16 protein-coding genes are annotated in these 18,086 nt (G+C 74.6%); 9 read left to right on the top strand and 7 right to left on the bottom strand.

The annotated features are described in order from the left end of the window. Nucleotides 1-59: 59 nt before the first annotated feature. Nucleotides 60-479, bottom strand: coding sequence for a DUF3052 domain-containing protein (locus ACI8AP_RS08960; protein WP_456588992.1), 420 nt, complete (start codon nucleotides 477-479; stop codon nucleotides 60-62). 88 nt (nucleotides 480-567) lie between these two features. Next, on the bottom strand, nucleotides 568-732 hold the full coding sequence (locus ACI8AP_RS08955; RefSeq protein WP_456588991.1) for a hypothetical protein: 165 nt from the start codon (nucleotides 730-732) through the stop codon (nucleotides 568-570). A gap of 141 nt (nucleotides 733-873) precedes the next feature. On the opposite strand from ACI8AP_RS08955, the gene aceE reads away from it, so the two are divergent. Further along, on the top strand, nucleotides 874-3,690 hold the full coding sequence (gene aceE / locus ACI8AP_RS08950; protein ID WP_456588990.1) for a pyruvate dehydrogenase (acetyl-transferring), homodimeric type: 2,817 nt from the start codon (nucleotides 874-876) through the stop codon (nucleotides 3,688-3,690). 94 nt (nucleotides 3,691-3,784) lie between these two features. On the opposite strand, the gene ACI8AP_RS08945 is transcribed toward aceE, so the two are convergent. Beyond that, complete coding sequence (locus ACI8AP_RS08945; protein WP_456588989.1) at nucleotides 3,785-5,182, bottom strand: GH1 family beta-glucosidase; 1,398 nt, start codon at nucleotides 5,180-5,182, stop codon at nucleotides 3,785-3,787. 216 nt (nucleotides 5,183-5,398) lie between these two features. Here ACI8AP_RS08945 and ACI8AP_RS08940 point away from each other — a divergent pair, with 216 nt between their 5' ends. Further along, on the top strand, nucleotides 5,399-6,433 hold the full coding sequence (locus ACI8AP_RS08940) for a LacI family DNA-binding transcriptional regulator (protein WP_456588988.1): 1,035 nt from the start codon (nucleotides 5,399-5,401) through the stop codon (nucleotides 6,431-6,433). Here ACI8AP_RS08940 and ACI8AP_RS08935 read toward each other — a convergent pair. Further along, complete coding sequence (locus ACI8AP_RS08935) at nucleotides 6,430-7,683, bottom strand: M20 metallopeptidase family protein (protein ID WP_456588987.1); 1,254 nt, start codon at nucleotides 7,681-7,683, stop codon at nucleotides 6,430-6,432. The two genes, ACI8AP_RS08940 and ACI8AP_RS08935, sit on opposite strands and share 4 nt — an antisense overlap. 2 nt (nucleotides 7,684-7,685) lie before the next feature. Then, nucleotides 7,686-8,234 carry a pirin family protein gene (locus ACI8AP_RS08930; protein WP_456588986.1) on the bottom strand — a complete coding sequence of 183 codons (549 nt, stop codon included), beginning with the start codon at nucleotides 8,232-8,234 and terminating at the stop codon, nucleotides 7,686-7,688. A gap of 92 nt (nucleotides 8,235-8,326) precedes the next feature. On the opposite strand from ACI8AP_RS08930, the gene ACI8AP_RS08925 reads away from it, so the two are divergent. From ACI8AP_RS08925 to ACI8AP_RS08900, 6 genes are all read left to right on the top strand, one after another. Beyond that, nucleotides 8,327-9,505 (top strand): PucR family transcriptional regulator, encoded by a 1,179-nt coding sequence (locus ACI8AP_RS08925; protein WP_456588985.1) that lies wholly within the window; start codon nucleotides 8,327-8,329, stop codon nucleotides 9,503-9,505. Between the two features lie 145 nt (nucleotides 9,506-9,650). Next, nucleotides 9,651-10,853: an acyltransferase domain-containing protein gene (locus ACI8AP_RS08920; protein ID WP_456588984.1), complete on the top strand. Its 1,203-nt coding sequence runs from the start codon at nucleotides 9,651-9,653 to the stop codon at nucleotides 10,851-10,853. Continuing rightward, nucleotides 10,850-11,818: a beta-ketoacyl-ACP synthase III gene (locus ACI8AP_RS08915; RefSeq protein ID WP_456588983.1), complete on the top strand. Its 969-nt coding sequence runs from the start codon at nucleotides 10,850-10,852 to the stop codon at nucleotides 11,816-11,818. Before ACI8AP_RS08920 ends, ACI8AP_RS08915 begins: the two co-directional genes overlap by 4 nt. Nucleotides 11,819-11,951: 133 nt before the next feature. Next, nucleotides 11,952-12,194, top strand: coding sequence for an acyl carrier protein (locus ACI8AP_RS08910; RefSeq protein ID WP_347060094.1), 243 nt, complete (start codon nucleotides 11,952-11,954; stop codon nucleotides 12,192-12,194). An 88-nt stretch (nucleotides 12,195-12,282) separates the two neighbouring features. Then, on the top strand, nucleotides 12,283-13,524 hold the full coding sequence (locus tag ACI8AP_RS08905; protein WP_456588982.1) for a beta-ketoacyl-[acyl-carrier-protein] synthase family protein: 1,242 nt from the start codon (nucleotides 12,283-12,285) through the stop codon (nucleotides 13,522-13,524). A 77-nt stretch (nucleotides 13,525-13,601) separates the two neighbouring features. Continuing rightward, nucleotides 13,602-15,014 carry an acyl-CoA carboxylase subunit beta gene (locus ACI8AP_RS08900; protein ID WP_456588981.1) on the top strand — a complete coding sequence of 471 codons (1,413 nt, stop codon included), beginning with the start codon at nucleotides 13,602-13,604 and terminating at the stop codon, nucleotides 15,012-15,014. A gap of 184 nt (nucleotides 15,015-15,198) precedes the next feature. Here ACI8AP_RS08900 and ACI8AP_RS08895 read toward each other — a convergent pair whose 3' ends face one another. Then, nucleotides 15,199-15,699, bottom strand: a complete 501-nt coding sequence (locus tag ACI8AP_RS08895) for a DUF3145 domain-containing protein (RefSeq protein WP_456588980.1) — start codon at nucleotides 15,697-15,699, stop codon at nucleotides 15,199-15,201. A 783-nt stretch (nucleotides 15,700-16,482) separates the two neighbouring features. Here ACI8AP_RS08895 and ACI8AP_RS08890 point away from each other — a divergent pair. Next, nucleotides 16,483-17,376, top strand: a complete 894-nt coding sequence (locus ACI8AP_RS08890) for a maleylpyruvate isomerase family mycothiol-dependent enzyme (RefSeq protein ID WP_456588979.1) — start codon at nucleotides 16,483-16,485, stop codon at nucleotides 17,374-17,376. On the opposite strand, the gene ACI8AP_RS08885 is transcribed toward ACI8AP_RS08890, so the two are convergent. After that, the gene (locus tag ACI8AP_RS08885; RefSeq protein ID WP_456588978.1) at nucleotides 17,310-18,059 is read right to left on the bottom strand and encodes a TVP38/TMEM64 family protein; all 750 of its coding nucleotides are present in this window, start codon (nucleotides 18,057-18,059) and stop codon (nucleotides 17,310-17,312) included. The two genes, ACI8AP_RS08890 and ACI8AP_RS08885, sit on opposite strands and share 67 nt — an antisense overlap. Nucleotides 18,060-18,086: the final 27 nt, after the last annotated feature.

Below are 18,086 nucleotides of genomic sequence, written 5' to 3'. Positions count from 1 at the left end.
CGGCCCCGTCCAGAGGCTCGTCCCGAGCGTGCGAGGGATGAGGAGGACAGGGTCCTCTTTCAGCGGCGGCTGCGCGCCGCCTTCGGGGTGACCAGCCGGATGCCGGACCAGTCCTTGGCCGCGGAGATGCTGCTGGTCTGCGAGAGACCGGCCGTGGGGGCGACCTCGGTGACGTCGCCGGGCTCCACGTGCCCGGGCCGGCCGGACTTCGGGACCAGCAGCCAGACGACGCCCTCGTCGCCCAGCGAGGTCAGCGCGTCGGTGAGGGCGTCGAACAGGTCGCCGTCGTCCTCGCGCCACCAGAGGATGACGACGTCGGCCACCTCGTCGGTGTCCTCGTCCACCATCTCGCTGCCGGACGCCTCGATGATCGAGTCGCGCAGGTCCTCGTCGGCGTCCTCGCTCCAGCCGAGCTCCTGCACGACCATGCCCGGCTTGATGCCCAGCCGGGCCGCCATGCCGGCGCTGTCGACGCTCATCCCTGCTGCTCCTCCATGGGTCGGCCTACTGCTGGCCAGGTGTGGGGTGTCCGGTGCCCGGCCCGGCCGGTGATCACGCACGAAGGCGTCACGGGAAGACCGAGCGGGCGACGGACGGGCACGCGGCGGAGATCGACACGACCAGCGGGAGAACCACCCGCACCCCGGTCATGTCACCCCTCTCGCTGTCGTCGACGCCGTCGTCCGGCCGTCGTGGCCGGGCATCCGGGGCGGCGCCGTCTCGTCGATGCACCGCAGGCGGAAGCGTAGGGCATACGGGGCGGGGCGCAAGCCTGCGTGCACCGGGCGCACCGGGGGCGCGCGTCCGACACGACTTTTCCGCAGAGCGGACACAGACGTGACGGGGAGGACGTCGGCAGGAGACGATGGAGCCATGAGCGCACCGCAGCAGCCGGACGGCGACCCCGCCCGCGCAGGACAGGCCCGCGCGGTCATCACCGACGGGCTCCCCAGCCAGCTGGTCGACACCGACCCCGAAGAGACCCAGGAGTGGCTGGAGTCCCTCGACGCGGTCGTCGACCACGCGGGCCGCAACCGGGCCCGCTACCTCATGCTCCGGATGCTCGAGCGCAGCCGGCAGCAGCAGGTGGGCGTGCCGGCCCTGCGCAGCACCGACTACATCAACACCATCCCGCCGGAGCGCGAGCCCTGGTTCCCCGGTGACGAGGACGCCGAGCGGCGCATCCGCGCCTACATCCGGTGGAACGCCGCGATCATGGTGCACCGGGCGCAGCGTCCCGGGGTCGGCGTCGGCGGGCACATCTCCTCCTACGCCTCGTCGGCGTCGCTGTACGAGGTCGGGTTCAACCACTTCTTCCGCGGCAAGGACCACCCCGGCGGCGGCGACCAGATCTGGTTCCAGGGGCACGCCTCCCCCGGCATCTACGCCCGCGCCTTCCTCGAGGGCCGGCTCACCGAGCAGCAGCTCGACGGCTTCCGGCAGGAGGTCAGCCACCCCGGCGGCGGGCTGTCGTCCTACCCGCACCCCCGGCTGATGCCCGAGTTCTGGGAGTTCCCGACCGTCTCGATGGGGCTCGGCCCGCTCAACGCGATCTACCAGGCGCGGTTCAACCGCTACCTGCACGCGCGCGGGGTCAAGGACACCTCCGACCAGCACGTGTGGGCGTTCCTCGGCGACGGCGAGATGGACGAGCCCGAGTCGCTGGGCGCCATCGGACTGGCCGCCCGCGAGGAGCTGGACAACCTCACCTTCGTCATCAACTGCAACCTGCAGCGGCTCGACGGCCCGGTGCGCGGCAACGGCAAGGTCATCCAGGAGCTGGAGTCGTTCTTCCGCGGCGCCGGCTGGAACGTCATCAAGGTGATCTGGGGCCGCGGCTGGGACAAGCTGCTGGCGGCCGACCGCGACGGCGCCCTGGTCAACCTGATGAACCAGACGCCCGACGGCGACTACCAGACCTACAAGGCCGAGGACGGCGCCTTCGTCCGCGAGCACTTCTTCGGCCGCGACCCGCGCACCCGCAAGCTCGTCGAGGGGATGAGCGACAAGGAGGTCTGGGACCTCGCCCGCGGGGGCCACGACTACCGCAAGGTCTACGCCGCCTACAAGGCCGCGATGGAGCACAAGGGCCAGCCGACGGTCATCCTCGCCAAGACCATCAAGGGCTGGACCCTGGGCAGCCACTTCGAGGGCCGCAACTCCACGCACCAGATGAAGAAGCTGACCGCCGAGGACCTCGCCGCCTTCCGCGACCGGCTCTACCTGGACATCCCCGACTCGGCGCTGGACAAGACCCTGCCGCCCTACTACAAGCCCGACCCCGACTCCGACGAGATGCAGTACATGCTCGAGCGGCGCCGGGCGCTCGGCGGGGCGGTGCCGCGCCGGCGGGCGGAGTTCAAGACGCTCAAGGCGCCCGAGGACAAGGCCCTCGACGTCCTGCGCCGCGGCTCGGGCAAGCAGGAGGTGGCGACGACGATGGCGTTCGTCCGCCTGCTCAAGGAGCTGCTCAAGGACTCCGAGCTCGGCCCGCGCTTCGTGCCGATCATCCCCGACGAGGCGCGCACCTTCGGGATGGACTCCCTCTTCCCGACCCAGAAGATCTACAACCCGGCCGGCCAGCGCTACACCTCGGTCGACCGCGAGCTGATGCTCACCTACAAGGAGTCCGAGCAGGGCCAGATCCTGCACGAGGGGATCAACGAGGCCGGCTCGACGGCGTCGTTCACGGCCGCCGCCACGTCGTACTCGACCCACGGCGAGCCGATGATCCCGATCTACATCTTCTACTCGATGTTCGGGTTCCAGCGGACCGGCGACTCCATCTGGGCCGCCGCCGACCAGATGAGCCGCGGCTTCCTGCTCGGTGCCACCGCCGGGCGGACGACGCTCAACGGCGAGGGGCTCCAGCACGAGGACGGCCACTCGCTCCTTCTGGCGCACACCAACCCGGCGGTGGTGTCCTACGACCCGGCGTTCTCCTACGAGGTCGCGCACATCACCCGCGACGCCCTCGTGCGCATGTACGGCGAGGACCCGGGCGCCCCGCTGGGCGGCTCCCGCTCCCCCGACGTCATGTACTACCTGACGGTCTACAACGAGCCGTTCAGCCAGCCGGCCGAGCCGGAGGACCTGGACGTGCAGGGCCTGCTGGCCGGCATGTACCGCTACGCCGAGGGCCCGCGGGCCGACGACGGCGCGGCCGGCGAGGTCAAGGCGCAGGTGCTCGCTTCCGGCGTCGCCGTGCCGTGGGCGCTGCGGGCCCAGGAACTGCTGGCCCAGGACTGGGGCGTGAGCGCCGACGTCTGGTCGGTGACGTCGTGGAACGAGCTGCGCCGGCAGGCCGACGAGTGCGCGGAGTGGAACCTCCTGCACCCCGAGGAGGAGCCGCGGACGCCGTTCGTGACCGCGCGGCTGCAGGAGACTGTGGGTCCGGTCGTGGCGGTGTCGGACTGGATGCGCGCCGTCCCCGACCTGATCGCGCCGTACGTGCCCGGCGGCATGGCGACGCTGGGCACCGACGGGTTCGGGCTCTCCGACACCCGCCCGGCGCTGCGGCGGCACTTCCACGTCGACGCCGAGTCGATCGTGGTGCGCACGCTCGCCTCGCTGGCCGACGAGGGCCAGGTGGACCGGGCACGGGTGCGCGAAGCGGTGGAGAAGTACCGGGTGCGCGACGTGCAGGCCGCGCCGGCCGACGAGCGGTCGGACCCCAGCCCCGCCACCTGAAAGAGGACCCCCTCGCCCCCCACCGCTCGCACGCTCGCGGCGGGACCCTGCGAGGGGGCCGACGGCGGGGCACGGTGAGTGCCCCGCCGTCCGTTCAGCGTGCGCGGTGGCGGCGGATGACCTCGGCGTAGGCGCGACCGCTGTCCTTGATCGTGCGCCGCTGGGTCTCGTAGTCGACGTGCACGAGGCCGAACCGCTGGGCGTAGCCGCGGGCCCACTCGAAGTTGTCCAGCAGCGACCAGGCGAAGTAGCCGCGGACGTCGACGCCGTCGTCCATGGCCGCCTGGAGCGCCGCCAGGTGCCGGAGCAGGAAGTCGGTGCGCTCGGGGTCGTGCACGGCCCCGTCGGCGGACACCTCGTCGTCCCAGGCCGAGCCGTTCTCCGTGATGACCAGGGGGAGCCCGGGCGCCTGCTCCTCGAGCCACAGCAGGAGCCGGGTGAACGCCTCCGGGCTGACCCCCCAGCCCATCGTCGTCGTGACCCCTTCCGGGTCCAGTTCGACGACGTCCTCTCCCCCGATGAACGAGGTCGGCGGCATGTCCTCGGGTCGCGCGCCGGCCCGCACCGTCTGCTCGAAGTAGTAGTTGACGCCCAGCCAGTCCAGCGGCGCGGAGATGACCTCGAGGTCGCCGTCCTCCACCGGCAGCGGGGCGCCGGCAGCGGCCAGGTCGGCGACGACGTCCTCGGGGTAGGCACCGGAGACGATCGGCACGAGGAACATCCGGTTCTGCTGCCCGTCGAGCCGACGGGCGGCGTCGACGTCCTCCTGCCGGTCACTGGCCGGGGACATCGGCGTGAAGTTCAGCGTGATGCCCAGGTGGTCGACGCCCTTGTCGCGCAGCACCCGGCTGGCCAGCCCGTGGCCGAGCAGCAGGTGGTGCACCGCGCGGGAGGCGGAGACGGCGTCGCGGATGCCCGGCGCGTGCGCCCCCGACTGGTGGCCGAGCAGGGCGCTCACCATCGGCTCGTTGAGCGTCGACCAGTGCCGCACCCGGTCCCCGAGCGCGTCGTGGACGATGCCGGCGTAGTCGGCGAAGCGGGCTGCGGTCTCCCGGTCGGTCCAGCCGCCGCGGTCCTGCAGCGCCTGCGGCAGGTCCCAGTGGTAGAGCGTCAGCCAGGGGTCCACGCCCTGCTCCAGCAGCTCGTCGACCAGGCGGCGGTAGAAGTCCAGGCCCCGCTGCTCCACGCGGCCGGCGCCCTCGGGCAGCACTCGCGGCCACGCCACGGAGAACCGGTAGGCCGACAGGCCCAGCTCCTTCATCAGCGCGATGTCCTCGGGATACCGGGTGTAGTGCTCGACGGCGACGTCCCCGGTGTCGCCCCGGAAGGTCCGACCCGGGGTGTGGCTGAAGGTGTCCCAGATGGAGGGGCCCCGGCCGTCGACGTCGACGGCGCCCTCGATCTGGTAGGCCGCGGTGGCGGCGCCGAAGAAGAACCCGGGCGGGAAGGTGAGCCCTTCGGCGAGCTCCGGGCGGCTGTCGGTCGAGGACATGGGCACACTGCTCCTTGGGCGGGTCGGTGGGACCGGAGCGCCGGCCGGCGGGCGTGCGCCGGTGACGCGGTGAGAACGCTCTCACACCGAGCGCCCGGTCGTCTCGCCCGGACGGGCGGAGCTCCTCGCAGACCTCGTGCGGACGACCGGCGCGCACTACCGTGACCTCCCGGCGGCCCGGTACCGGTCGCCGCCCGTGATCGCGGAGGAGGTGCCATGACCACCGCCGGTGCGCGACCTCCGACGCCCACGCTGGAGCAGGTGGCCGCGCTCGCCGGGGTCTCCCGGGCAACGGTGTCGCGGGTCATCAACGACTCGCCGCGCGTCAGCCCGCAGGCCCGGGACGCGGTGCACGCCGCCGTCGAGGCGCTGCGGTACGTCCCCAACCGGATGGCCCGCAGCCTGGTCACCCGGCGCACCGACACCCTCGCACTGGTGCTGTCGGAGTCCAACACCCAGATCTTCGCCGACCCCTTCTTCGCCCGCATCGTCCGCGGGCTGTCGGCCCGGCTGGCCGAGACCGACCTGAACCTGGTGCTGCTGGCCGCCCGCGGCCGACGGGAACAGGAGAAGGTCGCCCGCTACGTCCAGCAGGGGCACGTCGACGGCGTCATCCTCATCTCGCTGCACCGCGACGACCTGCTGCCCGACCTGCTCGCCCGCTCCCCCGTGCCGCTCGTGATGTCCGGGCGGCCGCTCGACGGCCGGCCGGTGCCCTACGTCGACGCCGACAACGTCGGCGGGGCCACCACCGCCACCGCTCACCTGCTGTCGCTGGGCCGCACCCGGGTCGGCACGGTCACCGGCCCGCTCGACATGGTGGCGGGTCTGGACCGGCTGGCCGGGTACCGCGCCGCGCTCGCCGCCGCCGGCGTGCCCGCCCGGCCGGAGCTGGTCGCCGAGGGCGACTTCACCGAGGCCGGGGGCTCACGCGCCATGACCCGGCTCCTGACCGACGTCCCCGACCTGGACGCCGTCTTCGTCGCCTCCGACCCCATGGCGGTCGGGGCGCTGCGCGTCCTGCGGGCAGCCGGCCGGCGGGTGCCCGACGACGTCGCGGTGGTGGGGTTCGACGACGCCGAGGTGGCGGCGGCCTGCGACCCCCCGTTGACGACCGTGGCCCAGCCGCTGGAGGAGATGACCAGTGGGCTGGTCGACCTGCTGCTCGACCAGATCGGCTCGGCCGGGTCCGGGGCCGAGGCAGCGGCTCGCGTCTGCGGCACCTCCCTGGTGCGCCGCGGCTCCGCCTAACCGCTGAGGGCGCGCAGCGCCATCTGGGCGTAGAGCGCCACGCCGGCCGGCAGCGGCTCCTCGTCGAACACGACCAGGTTGGAGTGGTTGGGCGGCGCCGTGGCCGGGTCGATGCCGTGCGGGCGGGCGCCGAGCCACGCCATGACGCCGGGCACCCGCTGCAGCACGTAGGCGAAGTCCTCGGCACCCATCAGCGGGGCCGGCATCAGCACGGCGGCGTCCCGGCCCAGCAGCTCGGCCGCCGTGGTCAGCACGTGGGCGGCCATGCCGGGGTCGTTCATGGTGACCGGGTAGCCCTCGAAGTGCTCCCAGTGCAGCTCCATCTCGTGGGCGGCGGCGACGTGGGTGGCGACCCGCCGCACCGAGGCGACCACGTCAGCACGACGCTCGGCCGACAGCGTCCGGATCGTGCCCTCGAGGTAGGCGGTGTCGGGGATGACGTTGTTGGTCGACCCCGCCTCGATGTGCGCGACGGTCACGACGGCCGGGTCGAAGACGTCGACCCGGCGGGTCACCATCGCCTGCAGGGCCAGCACGATCTCGGCCGCCACCGGGATCGGGTCGGCGGCCGCGTGCGGCTCCGAGGCGTGGCCGCCCCGGCCGCGCAGCGTCATCCGCCACTGGTCGGCGGCGGCCATCATCGGCCCGGGCCGGACGTTCACCGTCCCGCTGGGCAGCGTCGAGGAGATGTGCAGCGCGAAGGCGCCGCTCACCGGCGCCTCGGGGACGACGTCGAGCAGGCCCTCCTCGAGCATGTAGCGCGCACCGTGGAAGCCCTCCTCCCCCGGCTGCACCATGAACACCACCTGCCCGGCCAGCTCGTCCCGGCGGGCGGCGAGCAGCCGGGCGGCGCCCACCAGCATCGCCACGTGGGTGTCGTGCCCGCAGGCGTGCATCACGCCGGGGACCTCGGAGGCGAAGGGCAGGGCGCTGTCCTCGTGCACGGGCAGCGCGTCCATGTCGCCGCGGAGCAGGAACGTGGGGCCCGGCCGTGCCCCGCGCAGCACGCCCACGACCGAGCTCGTGGTGGTGCCGGTGGTGACCTCCAGCGGGAGTTCGGCGAACGCTTCCAGCACCGTGGCCTGCGTCCGGGGCAGGTGCAGCCCGATCTCCGGGTGGCGGTGCAGCTGCCGCCGCAGCTCGATGGTGCGGTCGGCGTCCGAGTACGCGGCGGCGAGCAGCGGAAGGACCTCCTCGGCCCCCTCCGCTCGCGCGCTCGCGGCGGGATCCTGCGAGGAGGCCGATTCCATGCTCACCACTCTGCCCAGTCGGGGCGGCCGGCGTCGAGTTGCCACACGAGGACCGCGGACGCCGGGCCGGTGCCCACCGGCCCGGCGTCGTGCCGTCGCACGCCGGAGGCGTCGGCGACGAGCACCAGCCCCGGGGGCGGCGCGACCTCCTCCCCCGCCTGCGGGCGGGCCACCCACAGCCGGGCGTCCCCGCGGCCCAGGTCCAGCCACCCACCGGGCGACCGGTGCACCGCGTGCGTCGCGGGCTCCGCGGGAGCGGCGCTGCGCAGGTAGCACTGCAGCACCCGCGCTCCCCGGTCGCCGGCCACCTCGTCGTGGACCAGCCCATCCCCCGCGCGGACCACCGCGACGTCACCGGCGGTCAGGTCGACCCCCGGGCCCCACCGGTGGTGCAGGGCCCCGTCCAGGACGACGGCGACGACGTCGACCGCCCGGTGCTCGTGCCGGCCGTAGCCGGCGCCCGGCCCGAGCCGGTCGTCGGCGATCCGCAGCAGCGGGCCCAGCGAGCCGTCGTCGGGCGCCAGCACCACGCGGGAGTCGAGGCCGCTCACCGCGGCGCTCCCGCCGTCCCCGCGAGCACCGGCCGAGGCATGGTCCACACCTGCACTCTCCCCGATCCCGGGGGGCGTGACACGCTGACCCGGTGAGCCGGGTGAGCAACCGCCCGCCGAGCGACGCGACGCTGCGGCGGCTGGAGCGGGCGTCGGGGTCGTTGGCCACCCAGGCCGTGGCCCGGATGGACGAGGACCTGCCCTGGTTCCGGGCCATGCCGGCCGACCAGCGCTCGTGGGTCACCCTCGTCGCCCAGGCCGGCATCGCATCGCTCGTCGAGTGGTGCCGCAACCCCGGGCGGCCGCCCCGCCTCACCGGCGAGGTGTTCGGGGCGGCACCGCGCGAGCTGGTGCGGGCCGTGGCGCTGAAGCAGACCGTCGACCTCATCAAGGTCACGGTCGAGGTGACGGAGGAACGCGTCGCATCGGTCGCCGAGCCCGGCGACGAGGAGGCGCTGCGGCTCGCCGTGCTGCAGTTCAGCCGCGAGGTCGCCTTCGCCACCGCACACGTCTACGCCACCTTCGCGGAGAACCGGGGCGCCTGGGACGCGCGCCTGGAGGCGCTGGTGGTCGACGCGCTGGTGCGTGGCGAGCGTTCCGAGGAGCTCTCCGGCCGGGCCGCGGCGCTGGGCTGGGCCGCCGGCACGCCGGCGCTCGTCGTCGTGGGGGCGACGCCGACCGGGCACGACGATCCGCACGGGGCCGTGCGCCGGGCCGCCCGCGGGCTGGGCTGCGACGTGCTGGTCGGCGTGCACGCCGACCAGCTGGTGGTCGTCCTGGGCGGCACCGGCGACCTCGAGGCCGCTGCGGAGCGGGTCGCGGACGACTTCGGTGCGGGTCCGGTGGTCACCGGCCCGGTCGTGGACGGGCTGGGACGCGCCGCCGTCTCCGCCGCCGCGGCGCTGGCCGGGCTGCGGGCAGCGGCCGCCTGGCCGGAGGCGCCGCGCCCGGTCGCGGCGGACGCCCTGCTCGCCGAGCGCGCGCTCGACGGCGACCCGCTGGCCCGCACCGCCCTGCACGAGCACGTGGCCGCGCCGCTGCGCTCGGCCGGTGGCGGGGTGCTGGACACGGTGCGCGCGGTGCTGAGCAGCGGGGGCAACCTCGAGGCGAGCGCCCGGGCGATCTTCGTGCACCCCAACACCGTGCGGTACCGGCTGCGGCGGGCCGCGGAGCTCACCGGGCTGTCGGCGACCGACCCCCGGGGCAGCTGGACCCTGCAGGTGGCCCTCGCGCTCGCCGCGCTGGACCACGACCGCTCCCTCTGGCACTGACCCGGACGGTCCGGTTCCCACCACAGGAACGCGCCTCGAGCCCCTGAACCCGCGCGTGTTTTGGAGGAACTCGACAAAGATCACCAGGGTGCTTTCGTGCCCGGCCGCCGCGCGCGGGACCGGTGATCACTGGCACGGTGGTGGGGTGCTCGCCGTCCTCGCCCCGGGTCAGGGTGCGCAGAAGCCCGGGATGCTGACCGACTGGCTCGACCTCCCCGGCGCCGAACCGTTCTTCCGCTGGGCCGGCGCGATCGCCGGCGCGGACCTGCTCTCCCTGGGCACGACCGGCGACGCGGAGGCGATCAAGGACACCGCGGTCACCCAGCCGCTCGTGGTCGCGATGAGCCTGTTCGTCGCCCGCGAGCTGGGTGGGCTGCCGGGGCCGGTGGCCCACACCCCGCACACCGGGCGCGACGTCGTCATCACCGGGCACAGCGTCGGCGAGCTCACCGCCGCGGCGCTCGCCGGCGTGCTGAGCGTCGAGGCGGCCATCGCGCTCACCGCCGTCCGCGGCCGTGCCATGGCCGCCGCCTGCGCACAGACCCCCACGGGCATGTCCGCCGTCCTCGGCGGCGACCCCGACGAGGTGCTGGCCGCCATCGAGGAGCACGGCCTGAGCCCCGCCAACATGAACGGCGCCGGCCAGATCGTCGCCGCCGGATCGCTGGAGGGTCTCGCCGCGCTCAAGGCCGACCCGCCGGCGAAGGCGCGGATCATGCCGCTCTCGGTCGCCGGCGCCTTCCACACCTCGTACATGGCCCGCGCTCGCGAAGAGCTCGAGGGCCTGGTCGGTGGGCTGCGCCCGGCCGACCCGAGCCGGCTGCTGCTGTCCAACGCCGACGGCGCCGCGGTCGACAGCGGCGCCGAGGTGCTCTCCCGACTGGTCACCCAGGTCACCAGCCCGGTGCGGTTCGACGCGTGCCTGGCGACCATGCGGGAGCTGGGCGTCACCGCCGTGATCGAGCTGCCGCCCGCCGGCGCCCTCGCCGGCCTGGCCAAGCGGGAGTGGAAGGGCGCCGGCATCGAGGTGCTCGCCGTGAGCACGCCCGCCGACCTCGACCGGGCCCGCGAGCTGATCGAGGCCGAGCGCGGCCGCGCGGAGGCCGAGCACCTGCCCGACTGGCGGATGGTCGTCGCGCCCGCCCGCGGGACGGTGAGCCCTGCGAAGATCGCCGAGGGCACCCACCTGCCCGCCGGCACCCCGCTCGGCTGCATCCGCGGCCGCCGGGAGGAGGTCAACGTCTCCGCCGGCTACGACGGCGTGCTGGCCGAGTGGCTGGTGCACGACGGTGACCTCGTCGACGCCGGCGACCCGATCGCCCGGCTCTACCCGGAGGTGTCCTCGTGACCCGACTCCAGCTCCCGGTCGGCGCCCCCGGTGCCCGCATCCTCGGCTTCGGCAGCTACCGGCCCCGCCGTCGGGTGACCAACGCCGAGCTCGCCGAGCGGATGGACACCAACGACGAGTGGATCCAGGCACGGGTCGGCATCGCGGAGCGCCGCTGGGCCGAGCCCGACGAGACGCTCGTGGAGATGTCGGTCGCAGCCGGCGGCAAGGCGCTGGCCGCCAGCGGCCTCGACGCCGGCGACATCGACCTGGTGCTGCTCGCGACCACCAGCCCGCCGAAGGCGATCCCGGGCCTCGCTCCGCGGATCGCCCACCAGCTCGGCGTGCCCCGGCCCGGCGCCTTCGACGTCAACGCCGGCTGCGCCGGCTGGTGCTACGCGCTCAGCGCCGCGGCCGACGCCATCCGCAGCGGCACCGCGCGCAACGCCCTCGTCATCGGCGGCGAGCGGCTGACCGACTACACCAACCTCGACGACCGGGCGACGGCGGTCATCTTCGCCGACGGGGCCGGCGCCGCGGTCGTGACCGCGTCCGACGAGCCGGCCATCGGGCCGGCCGTGTGGGGCAGCGACGGCGACCTGCACGAGGCGATCGCCATCCCCGAGAACGAGACCGGCATGAGCATGGCCGGCCAGGCGGTGTACCGCTGGGCCACCACGAAACTCACCGACACCCTGGCCGAGGCCATGCGCCGCGCCGGCGTCGGCCCCGACGACATCGACGTGTTCGCGCCGCACCAGGCGAACCTGCGGATCATCGAGCTCATGGCCAAGCGGCTGAAGCTGCCCGAGCGCACGGTCATCGCCCGCGACATCGTCCGCTCGGGCAACACGTCCTCGGCGTCCGTGCCGCTGGCGCTGGCGGCCCTGCTCGAGAGCGGCGAGGCCAGGAGCGGGGACGTCGCCCTCCTGCTCGGTTACGGCGCCGGCCTCACCTTCGCCGGCCAGGTGGTCGTGCTCCCGTGAGCCGCCCCACCCCAGTTCGCCGGGACACCGTGTCCCGGACGACGAACGGCCCTGTCCAGGGCACCGCCACGAGCGTGCGAGTGGCGGGCAGGACGGGGTCCTTCTACCGCACCATCCGAGAGAGAGGACCCGCGTGAGCACCCAGGAGATCCAGTCCGGTCTGGCCGAGATCCTGGAGGAGGTCGCCGGGGTGAGCCCAGCGGACGCCACCCCGGAGAAGTCCTTCACCGAGGACCTCGACGTCGACTCCCTGTCGATGGTCGAGATCGCCACCGCCGTCGAGGACAAGTTCGGCGTCGCCATCCCCGACGACCAGCTCGCCAACATCAAGACGGTGGGCGACGCGATCAGCTTCATCGAGAAGAACCAGGGCTGACCCCCTCGGGTCCCGCCGGCCGACCGCCGGCGGGACCCGATCCCCCCCGATCCGGCCCACCCGGCCGTCGTCCGCACGAGGAGATCCCATGAGCCCGTCCACCACCGACGTCGTCGTCACCGGCCTGGGCGCCACCACGCCGCTCGGCGGCGACGTGGCCAGCACCTGGGACGCCCTGCTCGCCGGGCGCTCGGGCGTCAGCCGGATCACCGAGGAGTGGGTGCAGGAGTTCCCGGCCCAGCTCGTCGCCCGCCTGGCCACCGAACCCGCCGAGCAGATCGACCGGGTCCGCGCCCGCCGGCTCGACCGCAGCCAGCAGGTTGCGGTCGTGGCCGCCGAGCAGGCGTGGGCCGAGTCCGGGGCCGGCGACGCCGGTGTCGCCCCCGAGCGGATCGCGGTCGTCTTCGGCACCGGCATCGGCGGGGCGCTGACGCTGCTGGGCCAGGACGACGTCCTCGAGCAGAAGGGGCCCAAGCGGGTCTCCCCCTTCACCATCCCGATGCTGATGCCCAACGGGCCGGCGGCCGCTGTGGGCCTGGCCGTCGGGGCCAGGGGCGGCGTGCACGCACCGGTGAGCGCCTGCGCCTCGGGCGCCGAGGCCATCCGCTGGGGGCTGGACCTGCTGCGGTTCGACCGCGCCGACATCGTGCTCGTCGGTGGCGCGGAGGCCTGCGTCCACCCGCTGCCCATGGCCGGGTTCGCCGCCATGCGCGCCATGTCGACCCGCAACGACGAGCCCGAGCGCGCCTCCCGCCCGTTCGACAAGGGCCGGGACGGGTTCGTCCTCGGCGAGGGCGCGGCCGCGCTCGTGCTCGAGCGGGCCGACTCCGCCGCCGCCCGCGGAGCGCGCGTGCACGCCCGCCTGGCCGGCGCGGGCGCGACCGCCGACGGCTACGACCTGGTGGCCCCCCACCCGGAGGGCGAGGGCGCCGGACGGGCGATCGCCGCCGCGCTGCGCGACGCCGGCCTCTCCCCCGCCGACGTGGGGCACGTCAACGCCCACGCGACCTCCACCCCCGTCGGCGACACCGCCGAGGCTGCGGCCATCCGCTCCTCGCTGGGCGAGCACGTGCTGGTGAGCGCCACCAAGAGCCAGACCGGCCACCTGCTGGGCGCCGCCGGCGCCCTGGAGTCGGTGTTCACGATCCTGGCGCTGCGCGAGCAGATCGTGCCGGCGACGGCGAACCTCGACGACCCCGACGACGACGCCGCCGTGCAGGCCCTCGACATCGTCCGCCGGGAGCCGCGCCGGGCGCAGCTGACCGCGGCGGTCAACGACTCGTTCGGCTTCGGCGGGCACAACATCGCGTTGGTCTTCACCACCGCCTGAAGAAGGACCCCGTCCCTCTCACCCCTCGCAGGCTCGGGGCGAGCCTCCGGACGGGGCCACACGATCCGGAGGAACCCGTGACGACAGTCCAGGCCGCGCCCGCCGTGACGGCCCCCGACCCGCGTGACCCGGAGGACCGGCTGCGGCGGTTCTTCGACGCCGACTCCATGCAGCTGCTCGGCACCCGGGACACCTCCGGGGTGCTGGCCGCCCGCGGCGCGGTGTCCGGCAGCCCCGCCGTCGCCTTCTGCACGGACGCCACGGTGATGGGCGGCGCGATGGGCATCGACGGCTGCCGGCACATCGTCGACGCCCTCGACACCGCCCTGCGCGAGCGCGTGCCGGTCATCGGGATCTGGCACTCCGGCGGCGCCCGCCTGGCCGAGGGCGTGACCGCGCTGCACGCCGTCGGCGAGGTCTTCGCGGCCATGGTCCGCGCGTCCGGGCGCATCCCGCAGATCTCCGTGGTGCTCGGCCCCGCGGCCGGTGGGGCCGCGTACGGCCCGGCGCTGACCGACCTGGTGATCATGGGTCCGGCCGGCCGGGTGTTCGTCACCGGGCCGGAGGTCGTCCGCTCGGTGACCGGCGAGAACGTCGACATGGAGAGCCTCGGCGGCCCCGACACGCACGGCCGGCGCAGCGGGGTGGTGCACGTGGTCACCGACTCCGAGCCCGCCGCCCTGGAGACCGCCCGGCTGGCCGTCGACCTGCTCGCGGCGCAGGGCAGCTTCGCCCCGGCCGCCGAGGAGGCGGGGAACGACCTGGCGGCGCTGCTGCCCGAGCAGACCAACCGGGCCTACGACGTGAAGCCGCTGGTCTCCTCGGTGCTCGACGAGCCGGGCCTGGAACTGCACCCCCGGTTCGCGCCCAACGTCGTCACCACCCTGGGCCGGCTCGCCGGGCGGACGGTCGGCGTGATCGCGAACAACCCGCTGCGGCTCGGCGGCTGCCTGGACTCCGCGTCGGCGGAGAAGGCGGCGCGGTTCGTGCGCATGTGCGACGCCTTCGGCATCCCGCTGGTGGTGCTGGTCGACGTGCCCGGCTACCTGCCGGGCGTGGGCCAGGAGTGGGACGGCGTCGTGCGCCGCGGCGCCAAGCTCCTGCACGCGTTCGCCGAGGCCGTGGTCCCGCGCGTGACGCTGGTGACCCGCAAGTCCTACGGCGGCGCCTACATCGCGATGAACTCCCGCTCGCTGGGCGCCACGAAGGTGTTCGCCTGGCCCGGCGCCGAGGTGGCCGTCATGGGCGCCAAGGCGGCGGTCGGCATCCTGCACCGGAAGAAGCTGGCCGCCGCCCCGCCCGGTGAGCGCGAGGCGCTGCACGCGCAGCTGGCCGAGGAGCACGAGCGGATCGCCGGCGGGGTCAACCGGGCGCTGCAGATCGGCGTCGTCGACGAGGTGGTCGAGCCGGCCCGGACGCGGCAGCGGCTCATCGAGGCGCTCGCCGGAGCACCGCTCGGTCGCGGGGCGCACGGCAACATCCCGCTCTGACGAAGGACCCCGTCCTCCTCACGCCTCGCACGCTCGGCGCGAGCCTCTGGACGGGGCCGTTCCAGTACCTCACCACGTGGAAAGGCCGTCCCGGCGCCGCTTCCCCGACGGCGCCCGGACGGCCCGCTCCAGGCTACGACGGCTCCCCGACCAGGCCGGGAGTGTCGTGCCCCGATCGTGACCTTCAGACGACCTGGTGCAGCCAGGTGACGGGGCTGCCGTCGCCGGCGTGCCGGTAGACCTCCAGGTCGGCGTCCCACGCGGCGCCCAGCAGCTGGTCGACGCCGTGCCGGAACGCCTCGACGGAGGACGCCGTCGCCGCGAGGTGCCGCAGCTGCTGCTCGGTGACGATGAGGTCGCCGTTGGCGCTGGTGGGCGCGCGGAAGACCCCGTGCCCGGGCACGTAGGACATGCGCTCGCCGTCGTTGCCGTGGCTGGCTTCCTCGGTCACCTCGAAGCGCAGCATCGGCCACGCGCGCAGCGCAGCCACCAGCTTGGCGCCGGTACCGGGCGAACCGGTCCACGCCACTTCGGCACGGTAGGCACCGTGCGCCGCGGGCTGCTCAGCCCACGACAGGGAGACCGGCGCGCCGACGACGCGTTCCAGCGCCCACTCGACGTGCTGGCAGAGCGCCTTCGGGCACGAGTGCACGAAGACGACACCCTGGGTTGACCGTCGCTGCACCGGGCACCTCCATCGACTCGATCGGTCTCGTCTTCCCCTACGGACCCATCGATTCGGTGACGCGCCGTTATCGGCAGTGGCGGAGCAGGGCTCCCGCGACAAGTTTGCACGATGGTGCCCCCATCGCGCCAGCCCGGCTGCGACTCCTGGGACGAAAGTGACAGTTGCGCTCGCCCGGCCGCCGGTGCACCGCTTTGTCGCTGGTCAGCGGGCAATACCATCTGTTACTGGCGGCGTCCACATGCGTCAGCGAATTCACAGGTCCGCCCGGTGGGCCGGAACCATACCGGCCCACGAGGGCTCGGAACGCGAGCGGCCGCGCCCCAGAGCGTCGTTACGCACGGTAGTCGGCGTCCGGGGCGCTCATCCACCCCCAGACGCCTGCGACCAGCGCGTCCTTCTCGCCGCCGACCACGGTGCGTAGCGTCAGGGCCACGCGGCGTGGACGGATCCGGCTCAGGAGTCCAGGACCCCCACCCGGTCGCCGCCGGTGCTCTTCGCCCGGTACATGGCGACGTCGGCCCGGTGCACAGGTCCTCGACGTCGTCGCCCGGCTCGGTACAGGCCGGACCGCAGGCCGACCAGCACGGCCGGGACCGCCGGGCGCGACCGTCGTCCGCAGGCGTGGCCCCAGCCCGCTCGGCGGTCGCGCGCCGGTGTCTCGCTCACGGAGGGGCGATCGGTCCGCGCCCGCCGCCGCGTGACGGCGCGCTCACCCGGGCGGGTGACCGGCGCCACGGTGCGCCGTGCCTGCCTCGCGCGGCCTCCGGGTAGGGCCTCCGCGTGGGCGGACACCAGGGCATGGCCGAGGCGGGCCGCGACGCGGTCGCGGGGATGGTGCTGGACGCGTGGGACGCCTTCCTCGCGCAGGCGGAATCGGTGGACCTCGACCGCCGGTCCCGGCTCCCCGGATGGCGGGCCCACGAGATCTGCGTGCACCTGGGCTGCTGGGACGACCACACCGCCCTGCTCGACCTCATCGCCTCGGCCCGGACCGGCGGCGCCGGCACGCCCCCCGACCCGGACGCGGTCAACGCTCGGGTGACCGCCGCCCACCGCGACACCTCCCGGGCGGAGGTGCTGGCCGCCCTGCGCCGCAACCGCGAGGCGACGGCCCGCTACCTGGCCGACGAGCCGGTGGAGCTCGACACCGCACCCGCGGTCTCGGTCGTCGGCCGGCTGCCGCTGCTCAGCGTCGTCCTCGGACAGGCCTACGAGCTCGCCGTCCACGGGCTGGACCTGGTGTCCTGCGGTGCGCCACCACCGCCTGGCCCCGTGTTGCAGTCAGGGCTCGCGGCGCTGACCGACGTGACCGGCGCACTGGCCGCCTCGTCGGGCATCGTCGGCCGCGTCAGCCTGGTGACACCCGACGGCGGCTGGGGGTTCACCGCGGACGACGACGGGTGGCGGGTGCGACGGGTGCCGCCGGGTGTCGTCGAGGGCCCGGCCGTGGAGGCAACCCCCGAGCTCCTGCTCGACGCCGCCGCCGGCCGGGTGAACCCGGTACCGGCGGTGGCCCGCCGCAGACTGAAGGTCCACGACGTGCCCGGGCTCCTGCAGCTGGCGCCGATCGTCCAGCAGGTGCCGGGCATCCCGGGCGGACCGATCCTTCAGCTGGCCGCCCGCACCGTGGGCGGGGCCGGCGGCGCGCTGGGGCGGTTCTTCGGCGGGCGCTGACCCGCGTCCTCGCCCACCTGCTCGCCGGTGCGGGATCGGTACCTCGACACGGCCGCACCGGCAAGCAGCAGCAGCACCAGCACGACGACCACCGGGGCGACCGTGGCGGTCGGCATCCAGGCGACGACCGCGCCGGCCGAGGCGCCGGCGCCCACTTGCAACACCGTGCCGGGTACCAGTCCGACGGCGGTGGCGACGCCGTAGGTCAGCGGCCGTACAGCGCTCAGGCCCGCCGCGTAGTTGACCAGGACGAAGGGCACCATCGGGACCACCCGGCTCAGCACCACCGCGACGAAGCCCCGGTCGCTGGAGAACCGGTCCACGCGGCCGAGCCGCGGCCCCGCCAGCCGCTCCACGGCCGGGCGACCCAGGCCCCGCGCGAGCCAGAACGCACCGGTCGCCGCCAGGAAGGCACCGGTGTAGGCGACCGCGAAGCCCGCGCCGAACCCCAGGACCGCTCCGGTCAGCGCCGCCAGCACCGACCGTGGGACGGGCGCGAGCAGGACCACCCCCTGCGCGGCGATCAGCAGCAGCCACGTCCGGAGGCCGCCGCCGTCGGCCCACGAGCGGACCTGCGCCAGGGTGGGCACGTCGACGGCGAGGGCGGCGACCACGCCGGCCGCGAGCAGCGCGACGAGGAGCCACGCCCGCAGCCACGGGCTCGCCCCCGCCGTCGTCCGCACGTGCTCATCCTGACCGATGGCGTCAAC

The sequence above is a fragment of the Blastococcus sp. SYSU DS1021 genome (assembly GCF_054050995.1).
Note: the sequence above shows the minus strand (reverse complement) of the source record. Positions and strands in the feature narration are given on the sequence as shown.